Here is a 26156-nt window from a genome sequence, read left to right on the forward strand (position 1 = left end):
TACACATCGTGAGGACGGGCAAGGATGACCCTGGAGGAGATCGAGGCCCGGCTTGCCCCCCATCATCTTGCGGTTTTCGGAGGGTTTCATCCCGGCCCGGAGGACGCTGCGCCGACTGGCTGCGAAACGCTTTTGCTGCTTGGCCCGCGTGAACCGGGGTTCTGGGACCATGTGACCGGCGAGCCCGAGTTTGCCGACAGCTTGGCAGACCCGCTCGACCGCTGGTCGCGCCGGGTGATCGGCAGGCTGGCCTGTGACCTGCGGGCCAAGGCGCTGTTCCCCTTCGGCGGACCGCCGTTCCAGCCCTTCATCGCATGGGCGCAGCGGAGCGGTCGCGCCCATGTCAGCCCGGTGACGCTGCTGTTGCATGACACGGCCGGGCTGATGGCGTCGTGGCGCGGCGCGCTGGCCTTGCGCGACCGGCTCGACCTGCCGCAGCCGCCGCCTTCCCCTTGCCCGTCATGCCCTCGACCCTGCGAGACAGCCTGCCCTGTTGGCGCGCTGGACAGGTCGGGGTATGACGTCACGGCCTGCCACGCCTTTCTCGACACAGAGGCAGGGCGGGATTGCCTGCAACGGGGGTGCCGCGTGCGGCGGGCCTGCCCGGTCAGCGAAACCTACGGCCGCCGCCCCGAGCAGTCGGCGTTCCACATGCGGAGCTTTCACCCATGACGCTGACCCTGATCCTGACGCGGCATGCGAAATCCGACTGGGACGATCCTCTGTTGTCCGATCACGACCGGGTGCTGAACCCGCGCGGCCGGGGCGATGCGCCCAAGATCGGGGCGTGGCTGGCGGCACAGGGCCATATGCCCGATGCGGCAATGGTGTCATCTGCCCGGCGCACGCTAGAGACATGGGAGCGGCTCGCGCCCGCCCTTGAACATCCCGTGGCAATGACGGTCGAGCCGGATCTCTATCATGCGGAGGCGCAGCAGATCCTTCAGCACCTCAGGGGGGCGTCGGCGCGCAAGGTCATGTTGATCGGGCACAACCCCGGTATCGGCGAATGCGCCCATCGCATCGTGGCCGAACCGGCCCCGCATCCCCGATTCATCGATTACCCGACCTGCGCCACGCTGGTGGCCGAGTTTCCGGGTGACGATTGGTCCAGCGTCGACTGGTGGTCTGGCCGCGTGGTCGATTTCGTGGTGCCGCGCGACCTCTGAGCGACGGCGCGGAACTGCAGTTTTCCCCGCGTTTTCCGCGTAGGAACAGGCCGGCCTCAGTGCCCGAGGATCTGGCTCAGGAACAGTTTCGTCCGCTCGTTCTGGGGATTGTTGAAGAAGGCCTTGGGCTCGTTTTGCTCGACGATCTGGCCCTGATCCATGAAGATCACGCGGTTGGCCACGGCTTGAGCGAACCCCATCTCATGGGTCACGACCAGCATGGTCATTCCGTCCTCGGCCAGCGCGATCATGGTGTCGAGCACTTCCTTGATCATCTCGGGGTCGAGTGCAGAGGTCGGCTCGTCGAACAGCATGATCCGCGGCCGCATGCACAAGGAGCGGGCGATGGCGACCCGCTGCTGTTGGCCGCCCGACAGCTGGCCAGGGTACTTTTTGGCCTGCTCGGGGATCTTCACCTTTTCGAGGAAATACATCGCCGCTTCCTCGGCCTCGCGCTTGGGGATCTTGCGCACCCAGATCGGGGCCAATGTGCAATTCTCGAGGATGGTGAGATGCGGGAAGAGGTTGAAATGCTGAAACACCATCCCGACCTCGGACCGGATCTTGTCGATGTTCTTGAGGTCATTGGACAAGCGCGTGCCGTCGACGATGATCTGGCCCTTCTGGTGCTCCTCCAACGCGTTGATGCAGCGGATCAGGGTGGATTTGCCCGATCCGGACGGGCCGCAGATCACGATGCGTTCGCCGCGGTTCACCGTCAGGTTGATGTCGCGCAGCACGTGGAAAGTGCCATACCACTTGTTCATGTTGGTGATCGAGATCGCAATCTCGTCCGAGACTGTCATCTGCGACCGGTCGACATCGAGGGTTTCGGCGCGGGTTACCTGAGCGTCGGCCATGGCATCGTTCCTTTCTGGTCGCGGCCGGGCAAGCCCAGCGTTGAGAGACAGCGTGACCGCGAAACCGCGATACGGCAACCCGCCACCCCGCGCCCACGCCAGATTTTTCAGCGGACCATCACGATTCGCTGAAAAAATCACCAAGATCTTGGGTTTGGGTCACGAATGAAGGCGCATGCGCCCAGCCCTTCGTGCCCCGACGCTCAGCGGAACGGGGGCGCATAGATCAAGCCACCGTCGATCCATTGCGCGTTCAGCCCGCGTGCAAGGCCGACGGGGGTTGCCTCGCCGATGCTGCCCTCGAACACTTCGCCGTAATTGCCGACGGCCGCGATGACGCGGGCCGCCCAGTCGGCGGGCAGCCCGAGCATGGCGCCGAAATCCCCCTCGGTGCCAAGAAGACGGTTCACTTCGCGGTTGTTGGTGGGGACCGCGGCCAGTTCCATCACATTGACCGATGTTACCCCGTATTCCTCGGCTGCGATGAGGGCGAACAGCGTCCAACGCACGATATCGGACCATTCCGCATCGTTCGATCGCACGGCAGGACCGAGAGGTTCACGCGACAAGATCTCGGGCAAGATGACATGTTCGCTGGCTGTCTCGAAGGTCGCGCGGGTCGCGGCGAGACTCGAGATCGCGCCGCTCATGACTTCGCAGTCGCCGGCAAGATAGCGGCGCTGCGCATCGCCGAAATTGGTCACCGGCACGCCGGTGTAGCTGATGTTGTTGACCCTGAAATAGTCGGAGATGTTGGCATCCGTGGCGGTGTCAGGCGTCACGCAGACAGTCGCGCCTTCCAGTTCCGTCGTGGACGCGACACCGAGAGAGGAACGCACCATGAGGCCAAGGCCGTCGTAGTGGTAGACACCGACAAAATCCACGTCCATGCCGGCATCGTTCGAGAAATCCCAGGTTCTGCGGACGAGCACGTCCACATCGCCGGCGACCAGCGCGGCAAGGCTTGCCTCGGGGGCGAGCGGAACCACCTCGACGGCCAGCGCGTCGCCCAGAACAGCCGCGGCAATCGCACGGCACATGGCAATGTCGAATCCGTTCCAGACGCCATTGGCGTTTTGCGACGCAAAACCTACGAGGCTTTCGTTGGTCCCACAGGTCAGCACGCCGCGATCTTGCACGGCGTCGCGCACGGATTGTGCCTGCACCATGCCTGCGGTGAGGCTTGCGGCAACCACAGCCCCGCACAGCATCGGTTTCATCATGTTGACCTCTTCCCGCAGGGCCGCCCGACGGCATCTGATTGTTGTTTACGAAAGCACACGGCCTTCGTGCACGGCGATACGGTACCCCTTAACGATGGCAACCTGTGCAATGCCTGCTGAGACGTCAAGGGAAACAGGGCGCTTTCCGTAAGGAACGGCCAGCCAAAATTTCCATTTTCGCAGCGACGGGCCTGATTACGCGACGCGCGCGCCTTCCGCCCGGGCAAACTGGGTCAATCGGCGGCGCACATTGTCCAGAAGGCATCGGCCTGCAGGAATTGTGCGCGCTTGATCTCCATGGCCGCGTCGGCGTCCTCGTCGCGGCCCCAATGTTCAATCTGCCATTCCTCATCGATTCGCGACAGGGCCCAGGCCGTTTCGGGATCAAGATGGCGCGCGGACGTGGCGAGCCCCAGAAGAAGCGAGCCCGACAGCGTGACCAGATCATGCAGCGCGGTGAGGTGGAATTCCCCCAATGCCGCGACATGATCGGCCAGCGCGCGCAGGCTGTCGGGCGGCTGGTCAACGGGCAGCACGCCCGTGGTGGGGATCAGCGGCGCGCCATGGGCCGTCGCCGCCCAGTCGAGCAGCGGATCCCAGGCCTGCGCCTGGCGCGCGACCAGTTCGGCGGGGCCGGCGGCGCGGTGGCAGGTCAGGTCGGTCTCGGCATAGGCGGCCAACATCGCGGCGACCTCGGCCCGCTGGGGGCGGACGCGTTCTATGGCGGAGTTGGCGGCGCGGGTGACAGGCATGGTGAGGGGCTTGATCTCACCGTCCTGCGCGGCCCATTCGGCGGCCACGGCCCTTGCCATGGCGGGTGTGGGCAAGATCAGGGGCTGCTTGCCGGGCGTCAGGACGCGGCGGGTGTCGAGCATCACGGCGAACCCGCCCGCGTCTTGCGCGACAGACACGTCTTGCCAGAACCGTTTCGCCTTCCATCCGCCGATCATGCGGGCATCCCGATGGCTTCGAGGGCGGCGGGCAGGGCGTCGAAGCGGTCGATGAGCGCCGTGGCGCCTGCGCGGGTAAGGCTCGCGGGCGGGTGGTAGCCCCAGGTGACGCCCAACGCGTGAATACCCGCGGCGACGCCCATGTCGATGTCATAGGTCGTGTCGCCGAGGATGACCGCGCGGGACGCATCTACGCCGGTGTCGCTGAGGCAGGCGTGGATCATCGAGGGGTGGGGTTTGGACGGGTGATCGTCGGCCACCTGCACCGACTGGAACAGGCCCCGCAACCCATGCAGGTCGAGGATATGGTCCATCCCCCGCCGCGACTTGCCGGTGGCGATGGCCATCAGCGTGTGATCCTCGCTCGCCAGCCGGTCGAGGGCCGCCCGAGCGCCGGGGAAAAGCGGCGAGAGGGCCGCCCCCTCGGGCGACAGGCGCAGGGTGGCGAAAGCGTCCTTGTAGGCGGCAACGAGGGGGGCGTGATGGTCGGCATGGTCGGGGACAAGTCGGGCCATGGCGACGGGGAGCGACAGGCCGACGATGGGGAGCGTGTCGGCCCGCGGGGGCGCGGGCAGGCCGTTGGCGTCGAAGGCGGCCTGCATCGCCGCCAGAATATGCGCCTGACTGTCGATGAGCGTGCCGTCGACGTCGAAGATGACCAGCCGCAGGTCGGTCATGCCTCATCCTCGAACGGGTCTGCGGGCACGTCCGAGGCGCGCCATTCAAGCTGATCCCATGTCCTTTGCATGTGCTCGGGCAAAGGTGCGGTGATGGTCAGGCGGGCCTTGGTGATTGGGTGCGTCATGGTGAGGGACCGGGCGTGCAGGTGCAGCTTGCGGCTGATCTCTCCGCCCAGTTGCGCGCCCCAGCCATCGCCAAGGTTTTCCTGCCCCGATCCGCCGTATTTGCCATCGCCGATGACGGGATGACCGATGGCGGCCATATGGGCGCGCAGCTGGTGGGTGCGGCCCGTGACGGGGACCATGGCGAGCCATGCGGTGCGCGAGCCAAGCGCGGAGAGGGTGGCGTAATCGGTGACCGCGCGTTTTGCCCCGTCGGTCTTGTCGATGGCGTCGGTGGGGACGACCAGCATCTTCTCGCCCTCGCCGCCCGCGCCATGGCCGGGGGCCTTCACGAGGCCGGTCTTGATCGTGCCCATGCGGGGGCTGGGCACGCCCGCGACGGCGGCCCAATAAATCTTGCGGGTGGATTTGGCGCGGAACGCCTCGGTCATGGCCTGTGCCGCGATGCGCGAGCGGGCAAGGATCAGGACGCCCGACGTGTCCTTGTCGAGCCGGTGGACAAGGCGCGGCTTGTCGGGCGCGCCAAAGGTCAGCGCTTCGGCCAGACCATCGACATGGCGGCTGTGACCCGATCCGCCCTGCGAGGGCAGACCGGCGGGCTTGTTGAGCGCGATGATGTGGTCGTCACGGTAGAGGACGGCGGCGCGGATCATGGCGATGTCGGCGTCCGAGATACGGGACTTCGGCACAGCCTCGGGCGCCCCGGTGTCAGGCAGGGGCGGGATGCGGACGGCCTGCCCTTCCTCAATCCTTGTGGCGGGTTTGGCGCGGGCGCCGTCGACGCGGATTTCGCCCTTGCGGCACATCTTTTCGATGCGGCCTTGCGAGATCTGCGGGAAGTGGCGGCGGAACCAGCGGTCAAGGCGCTGGCCGCCCTCGCCGCTGCCGATGGTCAGGGTCTGGACGCCGCTCATGCGAGGCCTCGCGCGATTGCCATGCCCGCAAACAGCGCGGCGATGGACAGGGTGACATTGGCGATGACGTAGACGGCCGCAAGACCGAGCGCGCCCCGTTCATAGAGGGTGACGGCCTCAAGCGAGAAGGCCGAGAAGGTGGTGAAGCCGCCGAGGATGCCGGTGGCGACAAGCGGCGAGAGATGCGTCAGCCCGCGCTGCGCGGCGGCAGTGATGAAAAGCCCCATGGCCAGCGAGCCGAGGACGTTCACCGTCAGCACGCCGAGCGGCATGGGCGTCTGCCCGAACAGGCGGATCAGGCCGATCCCGGTGAGGTATCGGAGTACGGCGCCGATGGCGCCGCCAAGGGCGACTTGCAGGACGGCTGTCATGGCCGCGTGATGGGTCGGGCGGGGTGCGGAGTCAATGGTCGGCCTTGCCCTTGCGCTTGGCGCGCAGCCCCTCAAACCACTCCAACCGCTTCTTCAGGTCACGCTCATAGCCCCGCTCAACCGGCGCATAGAAGGACGGGCGCGACATGGTGTCGGGAAAGTAGTTCTGGCCCGAAAACCCGTCCTCGGCGTCATGGTCATAGGCATAGCCCGCGCCATAGCCCTGATCCTTCATCATCTTGGTCGGTGCGTTCAGGATGTGCTTGGGCGGGGGCGCGGAACCGGTCGATTTGGCACTCGCCCGCGCCGCCTTGTAGGCGACATAGGCTGCGTTCGATTTCGGCGCGAGGGCGAGGTAGAGCACGGCCTGCGCAAGCGCCAGTTCGCCCTCGGGGGAGCCCAGACGCTCATAGGTCTGCCAGGCGTCGAGGCATTGCCGCTGCGCGCCGGGATCGGCGAGGCCGATATCCTCCACCGCCATGCGGGTGATGCGGCGGGCGAGAAAACGGGGATCCTCGCCGCCCTCCAGCATGCGCGCCAGCCAGTAGAGCGCGGCGTCGGGGTCGGAGCCGCGCACCGATTTGTGCAAGGCTGAGATCAGGTTGTAATGCCCCTCGCCCGACTTGTCGTATTGCGCGGCGCGGCGTTGCAGGCGGGCCGACAGGTGATCGCGGTCAAGCTGGCCGTCGACCTTCCAAGCCGCGACCTGTTCCACGAGATTGAGCAGCGCGCGGCCATCGCCATCGGCCATGGAGATCAACGCCGCCCGCGCCTCGGGGCGGAGCGGCAGGGGGTGGTGCAACTCCAGTTCGGCATGGGCGATGAGCTTTTCGAGCGCCGCCTCGTCGAGCCGGTTGAGCACCAGCACCTGCGCGCGGGACATCAGCGCGGCGTTCAACTCGAAACTGGGGTTCTCGGTCGTGGCACCGACCAGAAGGATGGTGCCATCCTCCATATGGGGCAGGAATCCGTCTTGCTGCGCCTTGTTGAAACGGTGGATTTCATCGACGAACAACAGCGTGCCTTGCCCGTTGGCGTGACGGTGGCGCGCGGCCTCGAACACTTTCCGCAGATCCGGCACGCCGGTGAAGATGGCGCTGACCTGGACGAAATGCAGGCTGGTTTCCTGCGCCAGAAGCCGGGCGATGGTGGTCTTGCCCACGCCCGGCGGCCCCCACAGGATCAACGAGGTCAGCGCGCCAGCGTCCAGCATCACGCGCAGCGCCCCCTCTGGCCCCAGCAGATGGTCCTGCCCGATCACATCGGCCAGTCGCGCGGGCCGCAGCCGGTCGGCCAGCGGGCGCGGCCCTTTTGATGGGAGGCCCTTGTCGGGCGGGGCGGTGTCGAAAAGGTCCATGGGGGTAAACCTACGCCCGCAGCATGGCGGACGCCAGATGGGCCCGATCAGTGCATCTTGGACGCCATCGACACGAAGAAGCAGCGGTGTGCGACGCCCCCGATCTTCATCACCGGGCCGGCCGGTTCCATGTCGATGCCCAGACGACGGCCCAAGCGGGGGATTGCGATGGGCAGGAGGCCGATCAGCGTCGATGCCCCCAGTTCGCGGGCCGATCTGACCATATGGCCCATCAGGGACAGTTGCACGGCATGGCGGATCTCGGTCTCGACCCCTTCGGCGACGAACAGGCGGTTCGCATCCCAGATGTGATCGGCGATGGGCGCGGGATCATCGAGAAGGTTGGCCGGGATCGCATCCAGCAGCCCGCGCTGTGCGTCGCGCACCATGTAGGAATAGACCCCGCAGCGCGCGGTGGTGGGCGTCAGGCGCACACCCGCCAGCACGCGGTCGCCGTCATGGACACAGACCCAACGGCTTTGGGCGGTGTCGTATTGGTCGAACTCCATCCCGTCGGCGGTCGGCAGTTCCCAGTTCATGCCCTCGATGAAGGTGCGGTGGCGCGCCTTGAGCATGTTGGAAAACAGCACCCCGTGCTGGTGGAAATTTGTGAAGGACAGAGTCGTCATCTGCATGGCAATACCCCCTGGGTTGGCCGGGTTTTGAAAACACCGCGCCGCGGGGGGCACCCCAGATCCTCAGCTGTCTGTGCCGTCTCAGATCAATCCGTATTCCCGCGCCCGCTGGACAGCTTCCGCCGTGGTGCGGGCCATGAGCTTTTGCCTGGCCGAGGTCAGGCGCGCCTTGAAGGCGCTTTCGGATATGCCCAGACGGGCGGCGGCAGCTGCATGGCGATCCCCATCCGCGATGCATCTCAAGGCGTCCGCCTGGGCCTTGGACAGGCGCGCGGGCGGCTCTGACAGATCATGCATGCGCTGCACGATCCGATGGATCAGATCCATTTCCTCGTCGGTGAATTCCCTGTCCTTGCGGGACGCCCCCGCGATCGTGCGAGAGGACATTGGACCGATCGAGGCTATCATTCCGTAAACGAGGCCATAGCCTGCGGCCTCGGGCAGGATGCCGAACGGATCGGGCAGGCCGATTTGCGACCACCGCCTAGTGCCGGTATGGCTGAGCCCCCAGGCCAGCGTCGGGTCGCGCAGCCCGTAGAGCTTGGCAGTATACACCTCCTGCCAAGCGTCGGGATAGGTATTCACCATGATCAGTGGCGAGACATAGCGGATATGCAGGCCGACGGCGAATCCACCCGGCGCCGCGAGCGCCAACTCGTGCAGCAGCAGATCAAGGACCGGCGCCTTCGACATCTTACACTATCCAAATAGACATGACCTTTTAGACAGGTTGCTCCGGAACCGGTCAACCGTATTCTTTTCAAGGATTTGTAGCGGTGAGGCGTATGACCAAAGAGATCGACCGCGATCTTTTTGTGCGTCTCATGCAGATGTCTGCACCGACGCGCAAAGAGCTTCTGGAATTCATCGGACAAGGCCCCGTATCAGCGGAACCGCTGAAGGCGGCCATGGCGTGTCATGAGAGCGCGAGCGCACGTCGCAAACACGGCGCTGCCCCACCGCGCCGGCCCTGACAGGCCCGGAAAAAGCGAAACGCCCCTGCCGATGGCCGGGGCGTTTGCTGTTGTGGGTCGGGTGGCCGGGCGGCCGATCACGCGTCGGCGTCGACGTAGGCCTCGAGCCGAGCGCGGTCTGCGGCGCCTTTCGCGTCGACGTCACGGTCGACGAATTCGATGATCGCCATCGGTGCCATGTCGCCGTAGCGGAAGCCCGCCTTGAGCACGCGCACATAGCCGCCCTGACGTTCGGCGTAGCGAGGCCCGAGGATTTCGAACAGCTTGGCGACATGCATATCTTGCTTGAGCTGGGCGGCGGCCTGACGGCGCGCATGCAGATCGCCGCGCTTGGCGAGCGTCACCAGCTTTTCGATGACCCGGCGCAATTCCTTGGCCTTGGGCAGGGTCGTCTTGATCTGTTCATGTTCGATGAGCGAGCCGGACATGTTGGCAAACATCGCCTTGCGATGTTCGTGGGTCCGGTTCAGGCGGCGGTATCCGCGGGCGTGGCGCATGGGTCAATCTCCATCATACATTTTGCTTTGTCCGGAGGCCCGTGCGTGCAGGCCTCTCACCTATTGGGGCAGAATTGCCCGGGGTCGGGAGAGGGGGCGCAAGGCCCCCTGCCCATCAGAAGTTGTCTTCGTACTTTTTGGCCAGTTCCTCGATGTTGTCTGGCGGCCAGTCGACGATATCCATCCCGAGATGCAGACCCATGCCCGAAAGCACTTCCTTGATCTCGTTGAGCGACTTGCGACCGAAGTTCGGGGTGCGCAGCATTTCCGCCTCGGTCTTCTGGATCAGGTCGCCGATGTAGACGATGTTGTCGTTCTTCAGGCAGTTGGCCGAGCGGACAGACAGTTCCAGCTCGTCCACCTTCTTGAGCAGCAGCGGGTTGAATTCGAGATCGTCGTCATCATCCGCGCGGCCAGCGGCCTCGGGCTCGTCGAAGTTCACGAAGATCGACAGCTGGTCTTGCAAGATACGGGCAGCATAGGCCACCGCGTCATCGGGCGTGATCGAGCCGTCAGTTTCCAGCTTGAGAGTCAGCTTGTCATAGTCGAGCACCTGCCCCTCGCGGGTTGGCTGCACGTCATAGGACACTTTCTTGACCGGCGAATAGATCGCGTCAATCGGCATCAGGCCGATGGGCGCATCCTCGGGGCGGTTCTTGTCGGCCGATACATAGCCCTTGCCGGTGTTGACCGTCAGTTCCATGTAAAGGCTCGCGCCATCGTCGAGATGGCAGACGATGTGATCCTTGTTGAGGATCTCGATGCCTGCGCTTTCCGAGATGTCGCCAGCCGTCACCACCTTGGGACCCTTGGCCGAGACCGACAGGCGCTTGGGGCCATCGGCCTCCATGCGGATGGCGACGCCCTTGAGGTTCAGGACGATGTCGGTCACATCCTCACGAACGCCCGCGACGCTGGAAAATTCGTGCAATACACCATCGATCTGAACGCTGGTGATGGCCGCGCCTTGCAGCGAGCTCATCAGCACGCGGCGGAGCGCGTTGCCGAGCGTCAGGCCAAAGCCCCGCTCCAGCGGTTCGGCCACGACAGTGGCCTTGCGCGAAGGATCGGTGCCCGGCTGGACAACCAGCTGCGCGGGCTTGATGAGTTCCTGCCAATTCTTGTGGATCATGCGTCGCCTCCATTCTTGTGCCTTGGCGATCCAGCCGCGGCACGCTCGAGGATCAAAATGACGTCAGCGGACCGCGCAAAGGTCGCGCGGCCCGCCGGGGTAAATCGCTATGCCTCAGACGCGACGGCGCTTGGGCGGACGGCAGCCGTTATGGGCCATCGGGGTCACGTCGCGGATCGACGTGATCTGGAAGCCAGCGGCGGCCAACGCGCGCAGCGCGGATTCACGACCCGAACCGGGGCCCTGCACCTCGACCTCAAGGGTCTTGACGCCGTGTTCCTGCGCCTTCTTGCCGGCATCCTCGGCGGCCATCTGGGCGGCAAAGGGCGTCGATTTGCGCGAGCCCTTGAAGCCCATGGTGCCTGCCGACGACCAGGCAATCGCGTTGCCCTGCACGTCGGAAATCAGGATCTTGGTGTTGTTGAACGAGGAATTCACATGTGCAACGCCTGCGGCGATGTTCTTGGAAACCTTGCGCTTTGCGGGACGACGATCGCGTGCCATTGAACCAGCCCTCCCTTATTTCTTCTTGCCGGCGATGGCCTTTGCGGGGCCCTTGCGCGTGCGTGCGTTGGTGTGGGTCCGCTGGCCGCGAACGGGCAGGTTGCGGCGGTGACGCAGGCCGCGGTAGCAGCCGAGGTCCATCAGGCGCTTGATGTTCATCTGCGTCTCGCGGCGCAGATCGCCCTCGACGGTGAAGTTGGCGTCGATATGCTCGCGGATCTGAAGCACTTCGGCATCAGACAGCTGGTTGACGCGCCGGGTCTGATCGATGCCGACGGCGTCACAGATCTGCTTGGCCGATGCGGGGCCGATGCCTGTGATATAGGTAAGCGCGATGGGAACGCGCTTGGACGTGGGGATGTTCACCCCTGCGATACGTGCCAAGGTCGTCTGTCCTTTTCGTTGCGAGCCCGTGATGCCAGGCCCTTTTTTCACAACTCGGAGCCCTTGATCCGGCGAACCGGAGGACCCTTGCTCATGGGGTGATCTAGGCAACGGATGCCCGGTGATCGACCCTGATTCCCGAAGGGAAGTCGCCGTGTAGGCGCATTCGGCCGGAGCGTCAAGTGGCGCACCGGAGTTGGTGTCAAGAGAAATCTGACCCCCGGACCTTTAGCCGACGATCTGCCCGATATCCCCAGCGACCTCGTCGATCTCGCCCAGACCGTTCACGCCGCGCAGCAATCCCTTGGCATGGTAATAGCCCACCAGCGGCGAGGTCTGCTTGTAGTAGGCCATGAGGCGGGTTCTGAGGCTTTCGGCGTTGTCGTCGGCGCGCACCGGCTGACCGGCCGCCCGCGCCTGTTCGGCGCGACCCACGATCCGGTCGACCAGCACATCATCGTTGACCTTGAGTTCGATCACGGCATCGAGCCCCTGCCCCATCTCGTCGAGCAGATGACCCAACGCATCGGCCTGCGCCAGCGTGCGGGGGAATCCGTCGAAGATGAAGCCCGACCCACCTTGTTCCAGTTGCTCGCGGATCAGACCGATGACGATGTCATCGGTGACCAGATCGCCCTTGGCCATCACCTCGGCCACGCGCTTGCCCATCTCGCTGCCCGAGGCTTGCGCGGCGCGGAGCATGTCGCCGGTGGACAATTGCTTGAGGCCGCGAGTCTGGGTCAAGATGCCCGCCTGCGTGCCCTTGCCCGCCCCCGGCGGACCCAGAAGGATGATGTTCACGCTCATCTGCGCTGCGGGCCCTTGGACGGCTTGCGCGTGCCAGATTTGCGGCCGCGCAGTTGCGATTTCTCGATCAGGCCCTCGTATTGATGGGCCAGAAGGTGGCTCTGGATCTGCTGCACGGTATCCATGCCGACCGAGACGATGATGAGGATCGACGTGCCGCCGAAATAGGCCGTGATGGCGAGGTTGGTGCGCACCATCTCGGGCAGGAGGACCACGAGCGCCAGATAGGCGGAGCCCAGAACGAGGATACGGTTGACGACATATTCCAGATACTCGGAGGTCTTCTTGCCGGGACGGATGCCGGGGATGAAGCCGTTCTGGTTCTTGAGGTTGTCGGCCACGTCATCGGTCTTGAAGGACACGTTGAGCGTATAGAAATAGGTGAAGAACACGATCATCGCGCCGAAGAACAGCAGGTAGAGCGGTTGACCGGGGCCGAAGTTGGCCAGCACCCAAGACATCACCGGCCCCGCCGCCTCGCCACCCGAGAAGGTGGTCAGCGTGGTCGGCAACAGCAAAAGCGACGAGGCGAAGATCGCCGGGATCACGCCAGCGGGGTTCACCTTGACGGGAAGGTGGCTGGAGCCGCCGTCGTAGACCTTCATCCCCACCTGACGGCGCGGATACTGGATGTGGATCTTGCGCAGGCTGCGCTCCATGAACACGACGAAAAACAATGTGGCAATCAGCATGGCGATGACGCCCAACACCGCCGCCGTGGTCAACGATCCCGACCGGCCGCTCTCGAAGAACTGCGCCAGCGCCGCGGGGATTTCCGCGATGATACCGACGAAGATGATCAGCGAGATGCCGTTGCCGATGCCGCGCTGGGTGATCTGTTCGCCCAGCCACATCAGGAACATCGTGCCACCAACCAGCGTGATGACGCAGGCCGCACGGAAGAACCAGCCCGGGTCCGAGGCAAGGCCGCCCGATTCCATGCTGACGGCAAGGCCGTAGGCTTGCGCAGTTGCCAGCAATACGGTGCCGTAGCGCGTATACTGGTTGAGCTTCTTGCGGCCGCTTTCGCCTTCTTTCTTCAGCTGCTCAAGGGCGGGCACCATGGCTGCCATGAGCTGCACGATGATCGAGGCCGAGATATAGGGCATGATCCCGAGGGCAAAGACGCCCATACGGCTCAGCGCGCCGCCGGTGAACATGTTGAGCACGCCGCCCAGTCCCGCCGCCGCCTGATCGAAGAAAGCGCGCAGTTCCACGCCGTCGATACCGGGCACGGGGATATAGGTGCCGATGCGATAGATGATCAGAAGGCCAAGGGTGAACCAGATGCGCTGGCGCAGTTCGGTCGCCTTGCCGAACGCCCCCCAGCTCATGTTCGCGGCCATTTGCTCCGCTGCTGATGCCATGACGCCTCTCTGATGGGCAATGCGCCGCGGACCGGTCTTGCGGTCCTGCGGCGCGTAAAGACTTTTGGGGTATGTAAGCGGAGATGGCCCCGCCCACAAGCGTCGGGGGGCCGCAGCCCCCCGCCCGGTGTTACTCGGCTGCCACCGCTTGCGCGACGGTCAGTGTCCCGCCTGCTTTTCCGACCGCCTCGATGGCCGCCTTGGAGGCGCCGGTGACCGCGATCGTCAGCTTTATGGTGATGTCACCCTTGGCGAGCACACGGATGCCATCGAGCTTGCGGCGCACGAGGCCGGAGGCAACCAATGCGTCCTCGGTGATCGGCGCCGAGGCGTCGATCTTGCCCAGTTCGACGAATTTCTGGATCAGGCCAAGGTTGACCACCGCGTAATCCTTGCGGTTGGGCTTGTTGAAGCCGCGCTTGGGCAGACGCTGGTAGAGCGGCATCTGGCCGCCCTCATAGGCGTTGATCGCAACACCCGAGCGGGATTTCTGGCCCTTGATGCCGCGCCCGGCGGTCTTGCCCTTGCCCGAGCCGGGGCCACGGGCGATGCGCTTGGCCTTTTTGGCGGCGCCGGGATTGTCGCGCAGTTCATGCAGTTTCATGTCGCTTCTCCTTGAGCCGGAACACCTGCCTTGAAGCGAAACTGGCAGGGACGCGGCGTCTTGTGTGTCAGGGACGGGGTAGGGCCTGCGGCCCCTGCCCCGATCTTGAGAGGCGTGGCAGGATCAGCCACGCTCCTCGATGATTTCGACCAGATGCGGGATCTTGTTGACCATCCCGCGGACGGAGGGGGTATCCTCAAGCTCGCGGGTCTTGTGCATCTTGTTCAGGCCCAGCCCGATCAGCGTGGCACGCTGGTCTGCGGGACGACGGATCGGAGAGCCGATCTGCTTGACGACGATGGTTTTTGCCATGGATCTCAGGCCTCCTCTGCGACGGCTTCGGCGGCGGGGTGACCGTCACGCTTGGGCAGGATATCGGCCACCTTCTTGCCGCGGCGTGCGGCGATCTGGCGGGGCGAGGTTTCCTTGGTCAGACCGTCGAGCGTGGCGCGGATCATGTTGTAGGGGTTTTGCGACCCGGTCGACTTTGCCACAACGTCCTTGACGCCCAGCATCTCGAACACGGCGCGCATCGGACCGCCGGCGATGATGCCGGTACCTTCCGCGGCGGAGCGCATCACGACCTTGCCGGCGCCATGATGGCCTTCCATGTCATGGTGCAGGGTGCGGCCTTCGCGCAGCGGCACGCGGATCAACTGGCGGCGGGCCTGTTCGGTCGCCTTGCGGATCGCCTCGGGCACCTCTTTGGCCTTGCCCTTGCCGAAACCGACGCGGCCGCGCTGGTCGCCAACGACGACAAGTGCCGCAAAGCCAAAGCGCTTGCCGCCCTTCACCGTCTTGGATACGCGGTTGATCGCCACGAGGCGTTCTGCGAATTCCGGCGTTTCCTCACGCTCTTCGCGGCGGCGGCCACGGTTGCGATCGCCCCGTTCGCCCCGGTTATCGCGCTGTTCACGTTCTGCCATGTGGCATGTCCTTGTCATCAGAGGCACCCGCGGGCGCCGGTTCAACTCGATCGTGGTGAAGCGTGTCTTCCCCGATCATCGAAGGCGCGCCATGGGGCGCGCCCTGCAGCATTTTCGCGCCGCGCGGGGCCGGCAGATTGCCCACCCTACGAGGTGCCTTGGCCGTAAGGTGGGCAATCTGCCCACACCCCCGGTCAGAACTTAAGACCACCTTCACGCGCTGCATCGGCCAAGGCCTTGATGCGCCCGTGGAACAGGAAACCGCCGCGGTCGAAGTAGACTTCTTCCACGCCGGCCGCCTTGGCCCGCTCGGCAATGGCGGCGCCGATCTTGCCGGCAGCCTCCAGGTTGTTCTTGCCGACAACGCCCAGATCCTTTTCGAGCGACGAGGCAGAGGCCAAGGTGACCCCCTTGGCGTCGTCGATCAGCTGGACGCTGATGTTCTTGTTCGAACGATGAACGGACAGACGGGGACGCCCGTTCGCCATCGCGCGCAGTTTGTTCCGGTTGCGCTGGCGGCGCTTCTGGAACAGGTCTCTTGTGCTCAGTGCCATGTGCGTCGCCCTTACTTCTTCTTGCCTTCCTTGCGGAAGATATACTCGCCCTTGTAGCGGATGCCCTTGCCCTTGTAGGGCTCCGGCGCGCGCCACTCGCGGATGTTGGCGGCCACCTGGCCGACGAGCTGTTCGTCGATGCCTTCGATCACCACTTCGGTGTTCTTGGGCGTGGTCACGGTGACGCCTGCCGGAACGGCGAAGTCGACATCATGGCTGTAGCCAAGTGCCAATTTCAGGACATTGCCCTGCGCGTTGGCACGGTAGCCGACGCCCTGGATCTCAAGCTCTTTCTTGAAGCCCGCGCTGACGCCGGTCACCAGGTTCTGGACCATGGAGCGCGACATGCCCCACTGCTGGCGCGCACGCTTGGACTTGCCGCGCGGCGTGACCGCGACGGTGTTGTCGGCGACCGTCAGCGTGACGTCGTCGGTTGCAGTGAAGCTGCGGGTGCCTTTCGGCCCCTTCACTTCGACGGTCTGGCCGGAGACGGAGGCAGAAACCCCCGACGGCAGCTCGACCGGTTTTTTCCCAATACGAGACATGTGCCGTTCCTCCTCAGAACACGGTGCAGAGCACTTCGCCGCCGACATTCTGCGAACGGGCGGTGGCATCGGTCATCACGCCCTTGGACGTGGAGACGATGGAAACGCCCAGACCCTGACGGACCTGCGGAATGTCGCCAACGCCCAGATAGACGCGGCGGCCGGGTTTCGAAACGCGCTTGAGCTCGCGGATGACCGGAGTGCCCTCGTAGTACTTCAGGCTGATCTCGAAGGCCGGGTGGCCGTTCTTGTCGGTCGCGGGCGCATAGCCACGGATGTATCCTTCGTCGGCCAGCACATCCAGAACGCGCGCGCGCTGCTTGGAGGCCGGGGTCATGACGGTGGATTTGCCACGCATCTGCGAGTTGCGGATGCGGGTCAGCATATCGCCGATAGGATCATTCATCTCTGGATCTCCTTACCAGCTCGACTTGACCATGCCGGGGATCTGACCCATCGAGGCCAGATCACGCAGCATGATCCGCGACATTTTCAGCTTGCGGTAATACGCCTTGGGGCGCCCGGTGAGCTGGCAACGGTTGTGAAGACGGCTGGGCGACGAATTGCGCGGCAGCTTGGCCAGCTTCAGGCGCGCCTTGAAGCGCTCTTCCATCGGCTTGGTGTCGTCGTTTGCGATTTCTTTCAGCGCCGCGCGCTTGGTGGCGTATTGTGCCACCAGCTTTTGACGCTTGAGTTCGCGTTCGACCATGGAAACTTTTGCCATGTGAGTGTCCCTCCTGCGTCAGGCGTTGAACGGCATGTTGAAGTGCTTGAGCAGCGCCTTCGCCTCGGCATCGGATGCCGCGTTGGTGACGATGATCACGTCGATGCCCCAGACCTCGTCGACCTTGTCGAAGTTGATCTCGGGAAACACGATGTGTTCCTTGATCCCCATCGCAAAGTTGCCGCGGCCGTCGAAGGCCGGCTTCACACCCCGGAAGTCGCGGATGCGGGGCATCGCGACGGTGATCAGACGGTCGAGGAAGTCGTACATCCGGTCACCGCGCAGCGTGACCTTGGCGCCCAGCGTCATGCCTTCGCGGACCCGGAAGCCTGCGATCGATTTCTTGGCGATGGTGGGCACTGCCTGCTGACCGGCGATGGTGGACAGGTCGTCGACCGCCGATTTCGCCTTTTTCGAGTCGCGCACCGATTCAGAGCCACAGCCGATGTTCAGCACGATCTTGTCGAGCCGGGGGATCTGCATGTCGTTCTTATAGGCGAACTCTTCCTTCAGCGCGGGCTTGATCGTCTCGCGGTAGAAGGACTTGAGGCGCGGGGTATAGGTTGCAGTATCAAGCATCGATCACGTCCCCCGTGGTCTTGGCGACGCGCAGCTTCTTGCCGTCTTCGATCTTGAAGCCGACGCGGGTCGGTTTGCCGTTCTTGTCGAGCAGCGCAAGGTTCGACAGCGCGATGGGCATCGCCTGCGGAATGCGGCCGCCCTGGCTGGTCTGGCTTTGCTTGGTGTGGCGGATGGCGATGTTTACGCCGTCCACAATGGCCTTGCCATCCTGGGGCATCACTTGGGTGATCTCACCCTGCTTGCCCTTGTCCTTGCCGGCCAACACGAGGACCTTGTCGCCTTTTTTCAGCTTGGCAGCCATTACAGCACCTCCGGCGCGAGCGAGATGATCTTCATGAAGTTCTTCGCGCGCAGCTCACGAACCACCGGCCCGAAAATACGGGTGCCGACCGGCTCGTTGTTGTTGTTGAGGATGACGGCGGCGTTGCGGTCGAAGCGGATGGCGGTGCCGTCTTCGCGGCGCACTTCCTTGGCGGTGCGCACGACGACGGCCTTGCGGACATCACCCTTTTTCACGCGGCCGCGCGGAATGGCCTCTTTCACCGACACCACGATGATGTCGCCGACCGAGGCATAGCGGCGGTGCGAACCGCCGAGGACCTTGATGCACTGAACTTTCCGGGCACCGGAATTGTCAGCCACATCCAGATTGGTCTGCATCTGGATCATTTGGTTTCTCCCGACGTCCGGGGCCGCCTTTTCAGGACATTGACCCCGGGGTTTCGATCAAACCGAGATGTGCTTGGGGTGCGTCAGACGCGCTCCAGCACCTCCCAGCGCTTGGTTTTCGACTTGGGCGCACATTCCTGGATACGGACGGTGTCGCCGACGTTGAACTGGTTGTTTTCGTCGTGGGCGCGGTACTTCTTGGACTTCCGGATGGTCTTGGCAAGAACCGGGTGCTTGAAGCGACGCTCGACCGACACGGTGACGGTTTGGGCGTTGGCGTTGGACGTGACGGTGCCGGACAGGATACGCTTGGGCATCAGTTGGCCTCCCCTGCTGCGGCGGTCGCTTTTTCATTCAGGATGGTCAGCACGCGCGCGGCGTCACGCTTGACGGTGCGCATGCGGGCCGTGTTCTCAAGCTGGCCAGTGGCCTGCTGGAAGCGGAGGTTGAAGGCCTCCTTCTTGAGCTGAACAAGCTGATCGCGCAGCTGGTCCGGCGTCTTCTCGCGAAGATCAGTGGCGTTCATCGCCTTGGTCCTTTCAACATCACGAGGACGCCCCTGCAACGCAGGGTCACGCCGATTCCCGTGGAGCTCGGTGAATAGAGGGCGCGTATAGGCGCAAAGCGGGGATGCCGCAACCCCATATTCCTTGCCGTCCCGGACCTGTCAGTATATACGAACGTATAACCCCGAGGTGCGCCATGATCGAAACCAGAATCCGCAAGGTCGGCAACTCGGCCGTCATGACCCTGACCGCCGAGATGCTGGCCATCCTCGACGCCAAGGAGGGTGACACCCTCTATGTCGTGCGGGGCGACGACGGGTCGTTGCGTATCATGGCCAATGACCCGGCACTGGCGGCAGCCCTTGCCGCGGGCGAAGCGGTGATGGACGAGAACAGGGACCTGCTGCAGGCGCTGGCGTGAGCCAGCCCGCCTGGGTGCCACTACGCGCCGTCATTTCCTTCCACGACCGCCAGATCGCGCGCCACGGAGGTGCGCCGGGGTTGCGCGACCTCACCTTGCTCGAGGCGGCCTGTGCTCGGCCTATGAACCGCGCTGTGTATGGCGAGCGGGACCTGCATGTGCTGGCCGCAGCCTATGCCTTTGGCATCTGCAAGGCTCATGCCTTCGTCGACGGGAACAAGCGGACGGCTTTCGTTACCACGCTGACCTTCCTGCGGCTGAACGGGTTGCAGATGCGGCCGGACCCGGAAGAAGGTGTCAGGATGATGGAGAATCTCGCGGCAGGCGGGATGACGGAGAAACCATTTGCGGAGTGGCTGGCAGGGCAGACATTTGTGATGTCGAGCTAGTGCTATGAGCATCCATTACATCGCCGCGCCATTTTGGGACCCGATTGTATCCTATGTCGGGGTTGTTGGACTGTAGGCGAGAGATGCACGCCATTTCGACCTTGCCAACTTCAATCTTGTCGTCACCTTCAAAGAGGATTTCACGCCGAATGGTGAAGTCCATCAACTCTTCCTTGGAGAAGTCGGCTTCCACCCGGCGATAGTCCCACGAACCGAAATACCGGATCGTGTGCCCATCGTAACCAATATCCTTGCCGACGTAGATTTTTCCGTTTGGGAACGTGATCTTGTAGACAACGTATTTAAATTTTTTCAACAACTTCCGCCCACTTTTGACCTGTGCACACCGACCTTATCTCACTCCCACCGATAGTTGAAACTCACGCTTACCCGGTCGTCCTCGTCCATATTCATCGGCACCTCGTGGCGCAGCCACGACTCCCACAGCAGCACGTCGCCCGCCTGCGGCCCCGGATAGACGAAGGCGCGCAATTCCTCGCGACAGTGCGGGCGGCGGGCGGGGGCGGCCATCATCATGGCGTGGCGCGGGTCTTCCAGCTTGATCGACTTTGCGCCGGGGGGGACCACGACATAGGTCGTGCCGGAAATCACCGAATGGGGGTGGATGTGGCTGGTGTGGATGCCTCCCTCGGGCAGGATGTTGATCCAGATATCCTCCAGCACCAGATTGCGGTCCTCGAGGTCGAATTCCAGGTCGGTGACGAAGGCCGCGACATGGGCGTCGAGGGCGGCCACCAACGTCTTGAAGATCGGGAAGCGCCACGGCAAGTCGGTCAGCGACGCATAGGAGGTGTAGCCGGGAAACCCGTTCTCCTCGCACCACTCCTGCCCGGCCTCGTCATCCTCGGCGATGGAGAAGCACGACGCCTCCAGCTCGTCGGGGTCGACGGCGGGGCCCAGCTCGGCCAGCTTGCCGTGGTAGAGGCGGGTGACGAAGAGCGACTTGATCGTTGGCATGGGCGTGATCCTCGGGCGTTTGGGTAGGGTGTGCCTTCAGGCGCACGATCACGCAACGGGGAAAAGAAAAAGCCCCCGACGCTGCGGCGTCGGAGGCTCTTTATTCTCTACCGGGGTGCGGCCCGGACAGTTTCTGCGAAACTGCCTATACCGCACTCGCGCGGATTGGTGTTACCAATCCTCGCGGACCACGGTCCGGGTCTTGATCGGCAGCTTCATCGCGGCCAGGCGCAGGGCCTCGCGCGCGGTTTCTTCGTTCACGCCGTCGATCTCGAACATGATCCGGCCCGGCTTGACCTTGCAGGCCCAGTAATCGACCGAACCCTTACCTTTACCCATCCGGACTTCGACCGGCTTGGAGGTGACGGGCGTATCCGGGAAGATCCGGATCCACACCCGGCCCTGACGCTTCATGTGGCGCGTCATGGCCCGGCGGGCGGCTTCGATCTGGCGCGCGGTCACGCGCTCGGGCTGGAGCGCCTTGAGGCCGAAGGTGCCGAAGGTCAGGTCAGACCCGCCCTTTGCTTCGCCGCTGATGCGGCCCTTGTGTGCCTTGCGGAACTTTGTGCGTTTGGGTTGCAGCATCTCTCGCGCTCCTTACCGGTCACGGCGGGGACGTGGGCCCCCACCTTCCTGAAGCTCCGCCTGACGGCGATCGCGGGCCGACGGATCATGCTCGAGGATTTCGCCTTTGAAGATCCAGACCTTGACCCCGATGATCCCATACGGGGTCATTGCTTCGGACAGGGCATAATCGATATCGGCGCGGAGCGTGTGCAACGGCACCCGGCCCTCACGATACCATTCGGTTCGGGCAATCTCGGCACCGCCAAGGCGGCCCGCGACGTTGACCCGGATGCCGAGCGCGCCCATGCGCATGGCATTTTGCACCGCGCGCTTCATCGCACGGCGGAACGACACGCGGCGTTCCAGCTGCTGGGTGATCGATTCCGCGACCAGAGCGGCGTCCAGTTCCGGCTTGCGGACCTCGACGATGTTCAGGTGCAGTTCCGACGCGGTCAGCGCGGCAAGCTTCTTGCGCAGGGTTTCGATATCGGCGCCCTTCTTGCCGATGATCACGCCCGGACGAGCGGTGTGGATCGTCACCCGGCACTTGCGGTGCGGGCGCTCGATGATCACACGGCTGACGCCGGACTGCTTGCACTCTTCCTTGATGAACTCGCGCATCTTGAGGTCTTCAAGCAAGAGCTTGCCGTATTCCTTGGTGTCGGCATACCAGCGGCTGTCCCAGGTGCGGTTGACCTGCAGGCGCATGCCGATCGGGTTGACTTTATGTCCCATCAGACAGTCTCCTCGACTTGGCGGACCTTGATGGTCAGCTCGCTGAACGGCTTCTGAATCTTGCCGAACCGGCCACGGGCCCGCGGACGGCCCCGCTTCATCACCAGGTTCTTGCCGACCCAAGCCTCAGTCACGACAAGCGTATCGACGTCGAGGCCGTGGTTGTTCTCGGCATTGGCGATAGCGGACTGAAGGCATTTCTTCACGTCCAGCGCGATCCGCTTTTTGGAGAAGGTCAGGTCGCTGAGCGCCTTTTCGACCTTCTTGCCGCGAATCAGCTGTGCCAGCAGGTTCAGCTTTTGCGGGCTGGTCTTCAGCATGCGCAGCTTGGCCATCGCCTCGTTGTCCGCCACGCGGCGGGGATTTTTATCCTTGCCCATGGCTTACTTCCTCTTGGCTTTCTTGTCGGCCGCGTGACCGTAATAGGTCCGCGTCGGCGAATATTCCCCGAACTTCTGGCCGATCATTTCCTCGGTGACGTTCACCGGGATGTGCTTCGCGCCATTGTAGACCCCGAAGGTGAGGCCGACGAACTGGGGCAGGATGGTGGAACGGCGCGACCAGATCTTGATGACCTCGTTGCGACCGGATTCCCGGGCTTTTTCGGCCTTCTTGAGGACATAGCTGTCGACAAAAGGACCCTTCCAGACGGAACGCGACATGGATCAGCGCCCTTTCTTCTTGGCGTGACGCGAGCGGATAATCAGCTTTTGCGACGCCTTGTTCTTGTTGCGGGTCCGGCGACCCTTGGTGTCCTTGCCCCAGGGCGTAACCGGCGTACGGCCACCCGAGGTACGACCCTCGCCACCACCATGGGGGTGGTCGATCGGGTTCATCGCGACACCGCGAACAGACGGACGCTTGCCCATGTGACGGACGCGACCGGCCTTGCCGAGGTTCTGGTTCGAGTTGTCGGGGTTCGACACGGCGCCGATGGTGGCCATGCATTCCTGACGGACCAGACGCAATTCGCCCGAAGACAGGCGGATCTGCGCATAGCCGCCATCGCGGCCGACGAACTGGGCGTAGGTGCCGGCGGCGCGTGCGATCTGGCCGCCCTTGCCTGCCTTGAGTTCGATGTTGTGGACGATCGTGCCGATCGGCATGCCCGAGAAGGGCATTGCGTTACCCGGCTTGATGTCGGCCTTGGCCGAAGCCACGACCTTGTCACCGATGCCCAGACGCTGAGGCGCGAGGATATAGGCCTGTTCGCCATCCTCATAGCGGATCAGCGCGATGAACGCGGTCCGGTTCGGGTCATATTCGATCCGCTCGACGGTGGCCGAGATGTCGAATTTCGTCCGCTTGAAATCGACGATGCGATAGAGACGCTTTGCGCCACCGCCGCGCCGGCGTGCCGTGATCCGTCCGGTGTTGTTCCGGCCGCCATTACCCGTCAGACCCTCGGTGAGGGCCTTGACGGGGCGACCTTTCCAAAGCTCCGAACGGTCGATCAGCACCAGCCCGCGCTGGCCCGGCGTCGTCGGCTTGTACGACTTGAGTGCCATGCTTTCTGTCTTCCGTTGCTTTGCAGGGGGTGAACCCTGTTTTAGATGTGTAGGGCCCCGTAGGTCCCCGGCTTGGATCCCCGGCGAACCGGGGGAATGTCACGGCCCCGGGACGCGCCCGGGGCCAATAAGATGTTGCGGCCTATTAGAGCCCGGTCGAGACGTCAATGGTGTTGCCCGCCTCGAGAGTGACATAGGCCTTTTTCACGTCCTTGCGGGTGCCAGTGCGCCCGCGGAACTTCTTGACCTTGCCCTTGGTGATGGTCGTGTTAACGGCCTTCACCTTGACGCCGAAGAGGGTCTCCACGGCTTCCTTGATCTGCGGCTTGTTCGCCTCGATCGCGACCTCGAAGACCACTGCGCCGTTTTCAGACGCCATGGTGGCCTTTTCGGTGATGATCGGCTTGCGGATCACGTCGTAATGTGCGGCTTTCGCGGTCATTGCAGGCGCGCCTCCAGAGCTTCGAGACCGGCCCGGGTGATGACCAGGGTGTCCCGCTTGAGGATGTCATAGACGTTCGCGCCCATCGACGGCAGGACATCCAGCCCTTCGATGTTGCGCGCCGCCATGGCGAAGTTCTCGTCGACCTGTGCGCCGTCGATGATCAGCGCCCGCTTCCAGCCAAGGTTCTTGATCTGCTTGGCCAGCATTGCGGTCTTGGGTGCATCCATCGCGGCCGAGTCAATGACGACGAGGTTACCCTCGGCAGCCTTGGCCGACAGCGCGTGCTTGAGGCCCAGCTTGCGGAACTTCTTGGTCAGCTCGTGACCATGGCTGCGCGGGGTCGGGCCCTTGTAGATACCACCCTTGCGGAAGATCGGGGCGTTCCGGTCACCGTGACGTGCGCCACCGGTGCCCTTTTGCTTGTAGATCTTCTTGGTCGAGTAGCTGGTCTCCGAACGCGTCTTGACCTTGTGGGTGCCCTGCTGCGCGTTGTTGCGCTGCCAGCGGACCACACGGTGCAAAATGTCAGCACGGGGTTCCAGGCCAAAGATTTCTTCGCCCAGATCGACTGTTCCGGCTGTGCCGCCGTCGAGTTTGATGACGTCGATTTTCATGCCTCACCGTCCTTCTTCTCGGTATCCTCGGCAGGTGCCTCGGTCGCGGCTTCGGCCTCGGCGGCCTCGAGCGCTGCCTGTTCGGCCTCTGCGGCGGCCTTGGCTGCGGCGGCCTCTTCGGCGGCGGCTTGGGCTGCGGCCTCGTCGGCCATGCGCTTGGCTTCCTCGGCGGCAGACTTCAGACCGGCGGGCAGGATCGCGTTCTCGGGGAAGGGCTTCTTCACCGCGTCCTTGATCGTGACCCAGCCACCCTTGGAGCCGGGCACCGCGCCCTTGACCATGATCAGGCCACGGTCGCTGTCGGTGCGCACGACCTGCAGGTTCTGCGTGGTCACGCGGGCAGCGCCCATGTGGCCCGCCATCTTCTTGCCCTTGAACACGCGGCCCGGGTCCTGACACTGGCCGGTGGAGCCGTGCGAGCGGTGGCTGACGGACACGCCGTGCGACGCGCGCAGACCGCCGAAGTTGTGCCGCTTCATCGCACCGGCGAAACCCTTGCCGATCGAAGTACCGGACACGTCGACGAACTGACCCTCGAAGTAGTGGTCAGCGATGATTTCCTCGCCGACGGGCAGCAGGTTCTCGGCATCCACCCGGAATTCCACAAGCTTGCGCTTGGGCTCAACGCTGGCCTTTGCAAAATGCCCCCGCATCGGGGCGGAGACGCGCTTGACCTTGGCGGTGCCGGCACCCAGCTGGACGGCGGTGTAGCCATCCGTCTCGGGGGTGCGCTGCGCGACCACCTGAAGCTTGTCGAGGTGAAGGACGGTCACCGGAACCTGACGGCCGTCTTCCATGAACAGCCGGGTCATGCCCAGCTTCTTGGCGATTACACCAGAGCGCAACATCGCGTGTCCCCCCTCAGACCTTGATCTCGACATCCACGCCGGCGGCGAGGTCGAGCTTCATCAGCGCGTCCACCGTCTGCGGGGTCGGATCGACGATATCGAGCAGACGCTTGTGGGTGCGAATTTCCCACTGGTCGCGCGATTTCTTGTCGATGTGCGGCCCACGGAGAACCGTGAACTTTTCGATCTTGTTGGGCAGCGGGATCGGCCCGCGGACCTGAGCGCCGGTGCGCTTCGCGGTGTTCACGATCTCCGCGGTGGAGGCGTCGAGAACCCGGTAGTCGAACGCCTTGAGGCGGATCCGGATATTCTGGCTGGCAATCGCCATGGTCTGTTCCTTTCAGTTGAGAGGAGGGCGGCGCGATGCGCGATCCCTCGTCGAACCGGTTTCATTGATCCGGCCTTGTTGGCCGGTGAAGGCCGCGCTCTACAGCGCGGCCTGTCTCAGTGCAAGGGCCTACCCGTATGGGCGGGCTGATTTCGCCGCGGGCGAAGTCAGGCGAGGATCTTGGACACCACGCCTGCGCCGACGGTGCGGCCGCCTTCGCGGATGGCGAAGCGCAGGCCGTCTTCCATCGCGATCGGCGCGATCAG

Annotated in this window: 43 protein-coding genes; 5 read left to right on the top strand and 38 right to left on the bottom strand. The window is 64.0% G+C overall.

What is annotated here, in order from left to right:
* The first annotated feature begins 24 nt into the window (after positions 1-24).
* Together C7455_RS18790 and C7455_RS18795 are read left to right on the top strand one after the other, a co-directional pair.
* Positions 25-672: a ferredoxin gene (locus C7455_RS18790; protein ID WP_109670896.1), complete on the top strand. Its 648-nt coding sequence runs from the start codon at positions 25-27 to the stop codon at positions 670-672.
* Positions 669-1169: a SixA phosphatase family protein gene (locus tag C7455_RS18795; RefSeq protein WP_109670898.1), complete on the top strand. Its 501-nt coding sequence runs from the start codon at positions 669-671 to the stop codon at positions 1167-1169. Before C7455_RS18790 ends, C7455_RS18795 begins: the two co-directional genes overlap by 4 nt.
* Positions 1170-1225: 56 nt before the next feature.
* Here C7455_RS18795 and C7455_RS18800 read toward each other — a convergent pair whose 3' ends face one another.
* The 9 genes from C7455_RS18800 to C7455_RS18840 all read right to left on the bottom strand — a co-directional run bounded on the left by C7455_RS18800 (position 1226) and on the right by C7455_RS18840 (position 8975).
* A complete protein-coding gene (locus C7455_RS18800) occupies positions 1226-2029 on the bottom strand; it encodes an amino acid ABC transporter ATP-binding protein (protein ID WP_109670900.1) in 804 nt (267 codons plus the stop codon).
* Positions 2030-2232: 203 nt separating this feature from the next.
* Positions 2233-3252: an amino acid ABC transporter substrate-binding protein gene (locus C7455_RS18805; RefSeq protein WP_109670902.1), complete on the bottom strand. Its 1020-nt coding sequence runs from the start codon at positions 3250-3252 to the stop codon at positions 2233-2235.
* A gap of 233 nt (positions 3253-3485) precedes the next feature.
* Positions 3486-4199 carry an ATP12 family chaperone protein gene (locus tag C7455_RS18810; protein WP_109670963.1) on the bottom strand — a complete coding sequence of 238 codons (714 nt, stop codon included), beginning with the start codon at positions 4197-4199 and terminating at the stop codon, positions 3486-3488.
* Entirely contained in the window at positions 4199-4879 is a 681-nt protein-coding gene (locus C7455_RS18815) for an HAD-IA family hydrolase (RefSeq protein WP_109670903.1), read from the bottom strand. The genes C7455_RS18810 and C7455_RS18815 overlap by 1 nt, the downstream gene beginning before the upstream one ends.
* Positions 4876-5919 (bottom strand): RluA family pseudouridine synthase, encoded by a 1044-nt coding sequence (locus C7455_RS18820; protein WP_109670905.1) that lies wholly within the window; start codon positions 5917-5919, stop codon positions 4876-4878. The genes C7455_RS18815 and C7455_RS18820 overlap by 4 nt, the downstream gene beginning before the upstream one ends.
* Complete coding sequence (gene crcB / locus C7455_RS18825) at positions 5916-6290, bottom strand: fluoride efflux transporter CrcB (RefSeq protein WP_109670907.1); 375 nt, start codon at positions 6288-6290, stop codon at positions 5916-5918. Before crcB ends, C7455_RS18820 begins: the two co-directional genes overlap by 4 nt.
* Before the next feature lie 31 nt (positions 6291-6321).
* Positions 6322-7647 carry a replication-associated recombination protein A gene (locus tag C7455_RS18830; RefSeq protein ID WP_109670909.1) on the bottom strand — a complete coding sequence of 442 codons (1326 nt, stop codon included), beginning with the start codon at positions 7645-7647 and terminating at the stop codon, positions 6322-6324.
* Positions 7648-7694: 47 nt separating this feature from the next.
* Positions 7695-8282, bottom strand: coding sequence for an acyl-homoserine-lactone synthase (locus C7455_RS18835; protein ID WP_109670911.1), 588 nt, complete (start codon positions 8280-8282; stop codon positions 7695-7697).
* An 81-nt stretch (positions 8283-8363) separates the two neighbouring features.
* Positions 8364-8975, bottom strand: a complete 612-nt coding sequence (locus C7455_RS18840; RefSeq protein ID WP_109670913.1) for a helix-turn-helix transcriptional regulator — start codon at positions 8973-8975, stop codon at positions 8364-8366.
* Between the two features lie 92 nt (positions 8976-9067).
* Here C7455_RS18840 and C7455_RS18845 point away from each other — a divergent pair, with 92 nt between their 5' ends.
* Positions 9068-9256: a hypothetical protein gene (locus tag C7455_RS18845; RefSeq protein WP_109670914.1), complete on the top strand. Its 189-nt coding sequence runs from the start codon at positions 9068-9070 to the stop codon at positions 9254-9256.
* Between the two features lie 77 nt (positions 9257-9333).
* On the opposite strand, the gene rplQ is transcribed toward C7455_RS18845, so the two are convergent.
* The 18 genes from rplQ to rpmC form a co-directional block, all read right to left on the bottom strand.
* A complete protein-coding gene (rplQ, locus tag C7455_RS18850; protein WP_109670916.1) occupies positions 9334-9753 on the bottom strand; it encodes a 50S ribosomal protein L17 in 420 nt (139 codons plus the stop codon).
* 115 nt (positions 9754-9868) lie between these two features.
* Positions 9869-10885: a DNA-directed RNA polymerase subunit alpha gene (locus C7455_RS18855; protein WP_109670918.1), complete on the bottom strand. Its 1017-nt coding sequence runs from the start codon at positions 10883-10885 to the stop codon at positions 9869-9871.
* A gap of 114 nt (positions 10886-10999) precedes the next feature.
* A complete protein-coding gene (rpsK, locus tag C7455_RS18860) occupies positions 11000-11389 on the bottom strand; it encodes a 30S ribosomal protein S11 (protein WP_109670920.1) in 390 nt (129 codons plus the stop codon).
* Between the two features lie 15 nt (positions 11390-11404).
* Positions 11405-11773, bottom strand: coding sequence for a 30S ribosomal protein S13 (rpsM, locus tag C7455_RS18865; protein WP_109670921.1), 369 nt, complete (start codon positions 11771-11773; stop codon positions 11405-11407).
* Between the two features lie 228 nt (positions 11774-12001).
* Positions 12002-12574 carry an adenylate kinase gene (locus C7455_RS18870; protein ID WP_109670964.1) on the bottom strand — a complete coding sequence of 191 codons (573 nt, stop codon included), beginning with the start codon at positions 12572-12574 and terminating at the stop codon, positions 12002-12004.
* Between the two features lie 2 nt (positions 12575-12576).
* Positions 12577-13947 (bottom strand): preprotein translocase subunit SecY, encoded by a 1371-nt coding sequence (gene secY, locus C7455_RS18875; protein ID WP_109670923.1) that lies wholly within the window; start codon positions 13945-13947, stop codon positions 12577-12579.
* A 130-nt stretch (positions 13948-14077) separates the two neighbouring features.
* Positions 14078-14551, bottom strand: coding sequence for a 50S ribosomal protein L15 (gene rplO, locus C7455_RS18880; RefSeq protein ID WP_109670925.1), 474 nt, complete (start codon positions 14549-14551; stop codon positions 14078-14080).
* 123 nt (positions 14552-14674) lie between these two features.
* Positions 14675-14863: a 50S ribosomal protein L30 gene (rpmD, locus tag C7455_RS18885; RefSeq protein WP_109670926.1), complete on the bottom strand. Its 189-nt coding sequence runs from the start codon at positions 14861-14863 to the stop codon at positions 14675-14677.
* Between the two features lie 5 nt (positions 14864-14868).
* Positions 14869-15477, bottom strand: coding sequence for a 30S ribosomal protein S5 (rpsE, locus tag C7455_RS18890; RefSeq protein WP_109670928.1), 609 nt, complete (start codon positions 15475-15477; stop codon positions 14869-14871).
* A gap of 194 nt (positions 15478-15671) precedes the next feature.
* Positions 15672-16031, bottom strand: coding sequence for a 50S ribosomal protein L18 (gene rplR / locus C7455_RS18895; protein WP_109670930.1), 360 nt, complete (start codon positions 16029-16031; stop codon positions 15672-15674).
* A gap of 11 nt (positions 16032-16042) precedes the next feature.
* Positions 16043-16576: a 50S ribosomal protein L6 gene (rplF, locus tag C7455_RS18900; RefSeq protein WP_109670931.1), complete on the bottom strand. Its 534-nt coding sequence runs from the start codon at positions 16574-16576 to the stop codon at positions 16043-16045.
* A gap of 13 nt (positions 16577-16589) precedes the next feature.
* Positions 16590-16982 (bottom strand): 30S ribosomal protein S8, encoded by a 393-nt coding sequence (gene rpsH, locus C7455_RS18905; RefSeq protein ID WP_109670933.1) that lies wholly within the window; start codon positions 16980-16982, stop codon positions 16590-16592.
* A gap of 12 nt (positions 16983-16994) precedes the next feature.
* Positions 16995-17300 (bottom strand): 30S ribosomal protein S14, encoded by a 306-nt coding sequence (gene rpsN / locus C7455_RS18910; protein WP_109670934.1) that lies wholly within the window; start codon positions 17298-17300, stop codon positions 16995-16997.
* An 18-nt stretch (positions 17301-17318) separates the two neighbouring features.
* Positions 17319-17879, bottom strand: a complete 561-nt coding sequence (gene rplE, locus C7455_RS18915; RefSeq protein WP_109670936.1) for a 50S ribosomal protein L5 — start codon at positions 17877-17879, stop codon at positions 17319-17321.
* The gene (gene rplX, locus C7455_RS18920; RefSeq protein WP_109670937.1) at positions 17872-18183 is read right to left on the bottom strand and encodes a 50S ribosomal protein L24; all 312 of its coding nucleotides are present in this window, start codon (positions 18181-18183) and stop codon (positions 17872-17874) included. The genes rplE and rplX overlap by 8 nt, the downstream gene beginning before the upstream one ends.
* Entirely contained in the window at positions 18183-18551 is a 369-nt protein-coding gene (gene rplN / locus C7455_RS18925; protein ID WP_107975769.1) for a 50S ribosomal protein L14, read from the bottom strand. Before rplN ends, rplX begins: the two co-directional genes overlap by 1 nt.
* A gap of 83 nt (positions 18552-18634) precedes the next feature.
* Positions 18635-18868 carry a 30S ribosomal protein S17 gene (gene rpsQ, locus C7455_RS18930; RefSeq protein WP_109670939.1) on the bottom strand — a complete coding sequence of 78 codons (234 nt, stop codon included), beginning with the start codon at positions 18866-18868 and terminating at the stop codon, positions 18635-18637.
* Entirely contained in the window at positions 18868-19077 is a 210-nt protein-coding gene (gene rpmC / locus C7455_RS18935) for a 50S ribosomal protein L29 (protein ID WP_109670940.1), read from the bottom strand. The genes rpsQ and rpmC overlap by 1 nt, the downstream gene beginning before the upstream one ends.
* Before the next feature lie 176 nt (positions 19078-19253).
* Here rpmC and C7455_RS18940 point away from each other — a divergent pair, with 176 nt between their 5' ends.
* Together C7455_RS18940 and C7455_RS18945 are read left to right on the top strand one after the other, a co-directional pair.
* Complete coding sequence (locus C7455_RS18940) at positions 19254-19478, top strand: AbrB/MazE/SpoVT family DNA-binding domain-containing protein (RefSeq protein WP_109670942.1); 225 nt, start codon at positions 19254-19256, stop codon at positions 19476-19478.
* Entirely contained in the window at positions 19475-19867 is a 393-nt protein-coding gene (locus tag C7455_RS18945; protein WP_109670943.1) for a type II toxin-antitoxin system death-on-curing family toxin, read from the top strand. The genes C7455_RS18940 and C7455_RS18945 overlap by 4 nt, the downstream gene beginning before the upstream one ends.
* 357 nt (positions 19868-20224) lie before the next feature.
* Here C7455_RS18945 and C7455_RS18955 read toward each other — a convergent pair whose 3' ends face one another.
* The 11 genes from C7455_RS18955 to C7455_RS19005 form a co-directional block, all read right to left on the bottom strand.
* On the bottom strand, positions 20225-20845 hold the full coding sequence (locus C7455_RS18955; RefSeq protein WP_109670945.1) for a TIGR02466 family protein: 621 nt from the start codon (positions 20843-20845) through the stop codon (positions 20225-20227).
* A 171-nt stretch (positions 20846-21016) separates the two neighbouring features.
* A complete protein-coding gene (gene rplP / locus C7455_RS18960) occupies positions 21017-21430 on the bottom strand; it encodes a 50S ribosomal protein L16 (RefSeq protein ID WP_109670947.1) in 414 nt (137 codons plus the stop codon).
* Positions 21431-21442: 12 nt separating this feature from the next.
* Positions 21443-22147, bottom strand: a complete 705-nt coding sequence (gene rpsC, locus C7455_RS18965; RefSeq protein WP_109670948.1) for a 30S ribosomal protein S3 — start codon at positions 22145-22147, stop codon at positions 21443-21445.
* Complete coding sequence (gene rplV / locus C7455_RS18970; RefSeq protein ID WP_109670950.1) at positions 22147-22527, bottom strand: 50S ribosomal protein L22; 381 nt, start codon at positions 22525-22527, stop codon at positions 22147-22149. The genes rpsC and rplV overlap by 1 nt, the downstream gene beginning before the upstream one ends.
* Before the next feature lie 3 nt (positions 22528-22530).
* Positions 22531-22809, bottom strand: a complete 279-nt coding sequence (gene rpsS, locus C7455_RS18975) for a 30S ribosomal protein S19 (protein WP_109670951.1) — start codon at positions 22807-22809, stop codon at positions 22531-22533.
* Positions 22810-22812: 3 nt separating this feature from the next.
* Positions 22813-23655 carry a 50S ribosomal protein L2 gene (gene rplB / locus C7455_RS18980; protein WP_109670953.1) on the bottom strand — a complete coding sequence of 281 codons (843 nt, stop codon included), beginning with the start codon at positions 23653-23655 and terminating at the stop codon, positions 22813-22815.
* A gap of 145 nt (positions 23656-23800) precedes the next feature.
* Positions 23801-24097, bottom strand: a complete 297-nt coding sequence (locus C7455_RS18985; protein WP_109670955.1) for a 50S ribosomal protein L23 — start codon at positions 24095-24097, stop codon at positions 23801-23803.
* Complete coding sequence (gene rplD, locus C7455_RS18990; protein WP_109670957.1) at positions 24094-24714, bottom strand: 50S ribosomal protein L4; 621 nt, start codon at positions 24712-24714, stop codon at positions 24094-24096. Before rplD ends, C7455_RS18985 begins: the two co-directional genes overlap by 4 nt.
* Entirely contained in the window at positions 24711-25562 is an 852-nt protein-coding gene (rplC, locus tag C7455_RS18995) for a 50S ribosomal protein L3 (RefSeq protein ID WP_109670959.1), read from the bottom strand. Before rplC ends, rplD begins: the two co-directional genes overlap by 4 nt.
* Before the next feature lie 13 nt (positions 25563-25575).
* Positions 25576-25884, bottom strand: coding sequence for a 30S ribosomal protein S10 (rpsJ, locus tag C7455_RS19000; RefSeq protein WP_109670966.1), 309 nt, complete (start codon positions 25882-25884; stop codon positions 25576-25578).
* A 173-nt stretch (positions 25885-26057) separates the two neighbouring features.
* Positions 26058-26156 (bottom strand): EF-Tu C-terminal domain-related protein (locus C7455_RS19005; RefSeq protein ID WP_146200044.1); only part of this gene is annotated, 99 nt, incomplete at its 5' end.

It is taken from the genome of Roseicyclus mahoneyensis, from assembly GCF_003148775.1.
GTDB classification, from domain to species: domain Bacteria; phylum Pseudomonadota; class Alphaproteobacteria; order Rhodobacterales; family Rhodobacteraceae; genus Roseicyclus; species Roseicyclus mahoneyensis.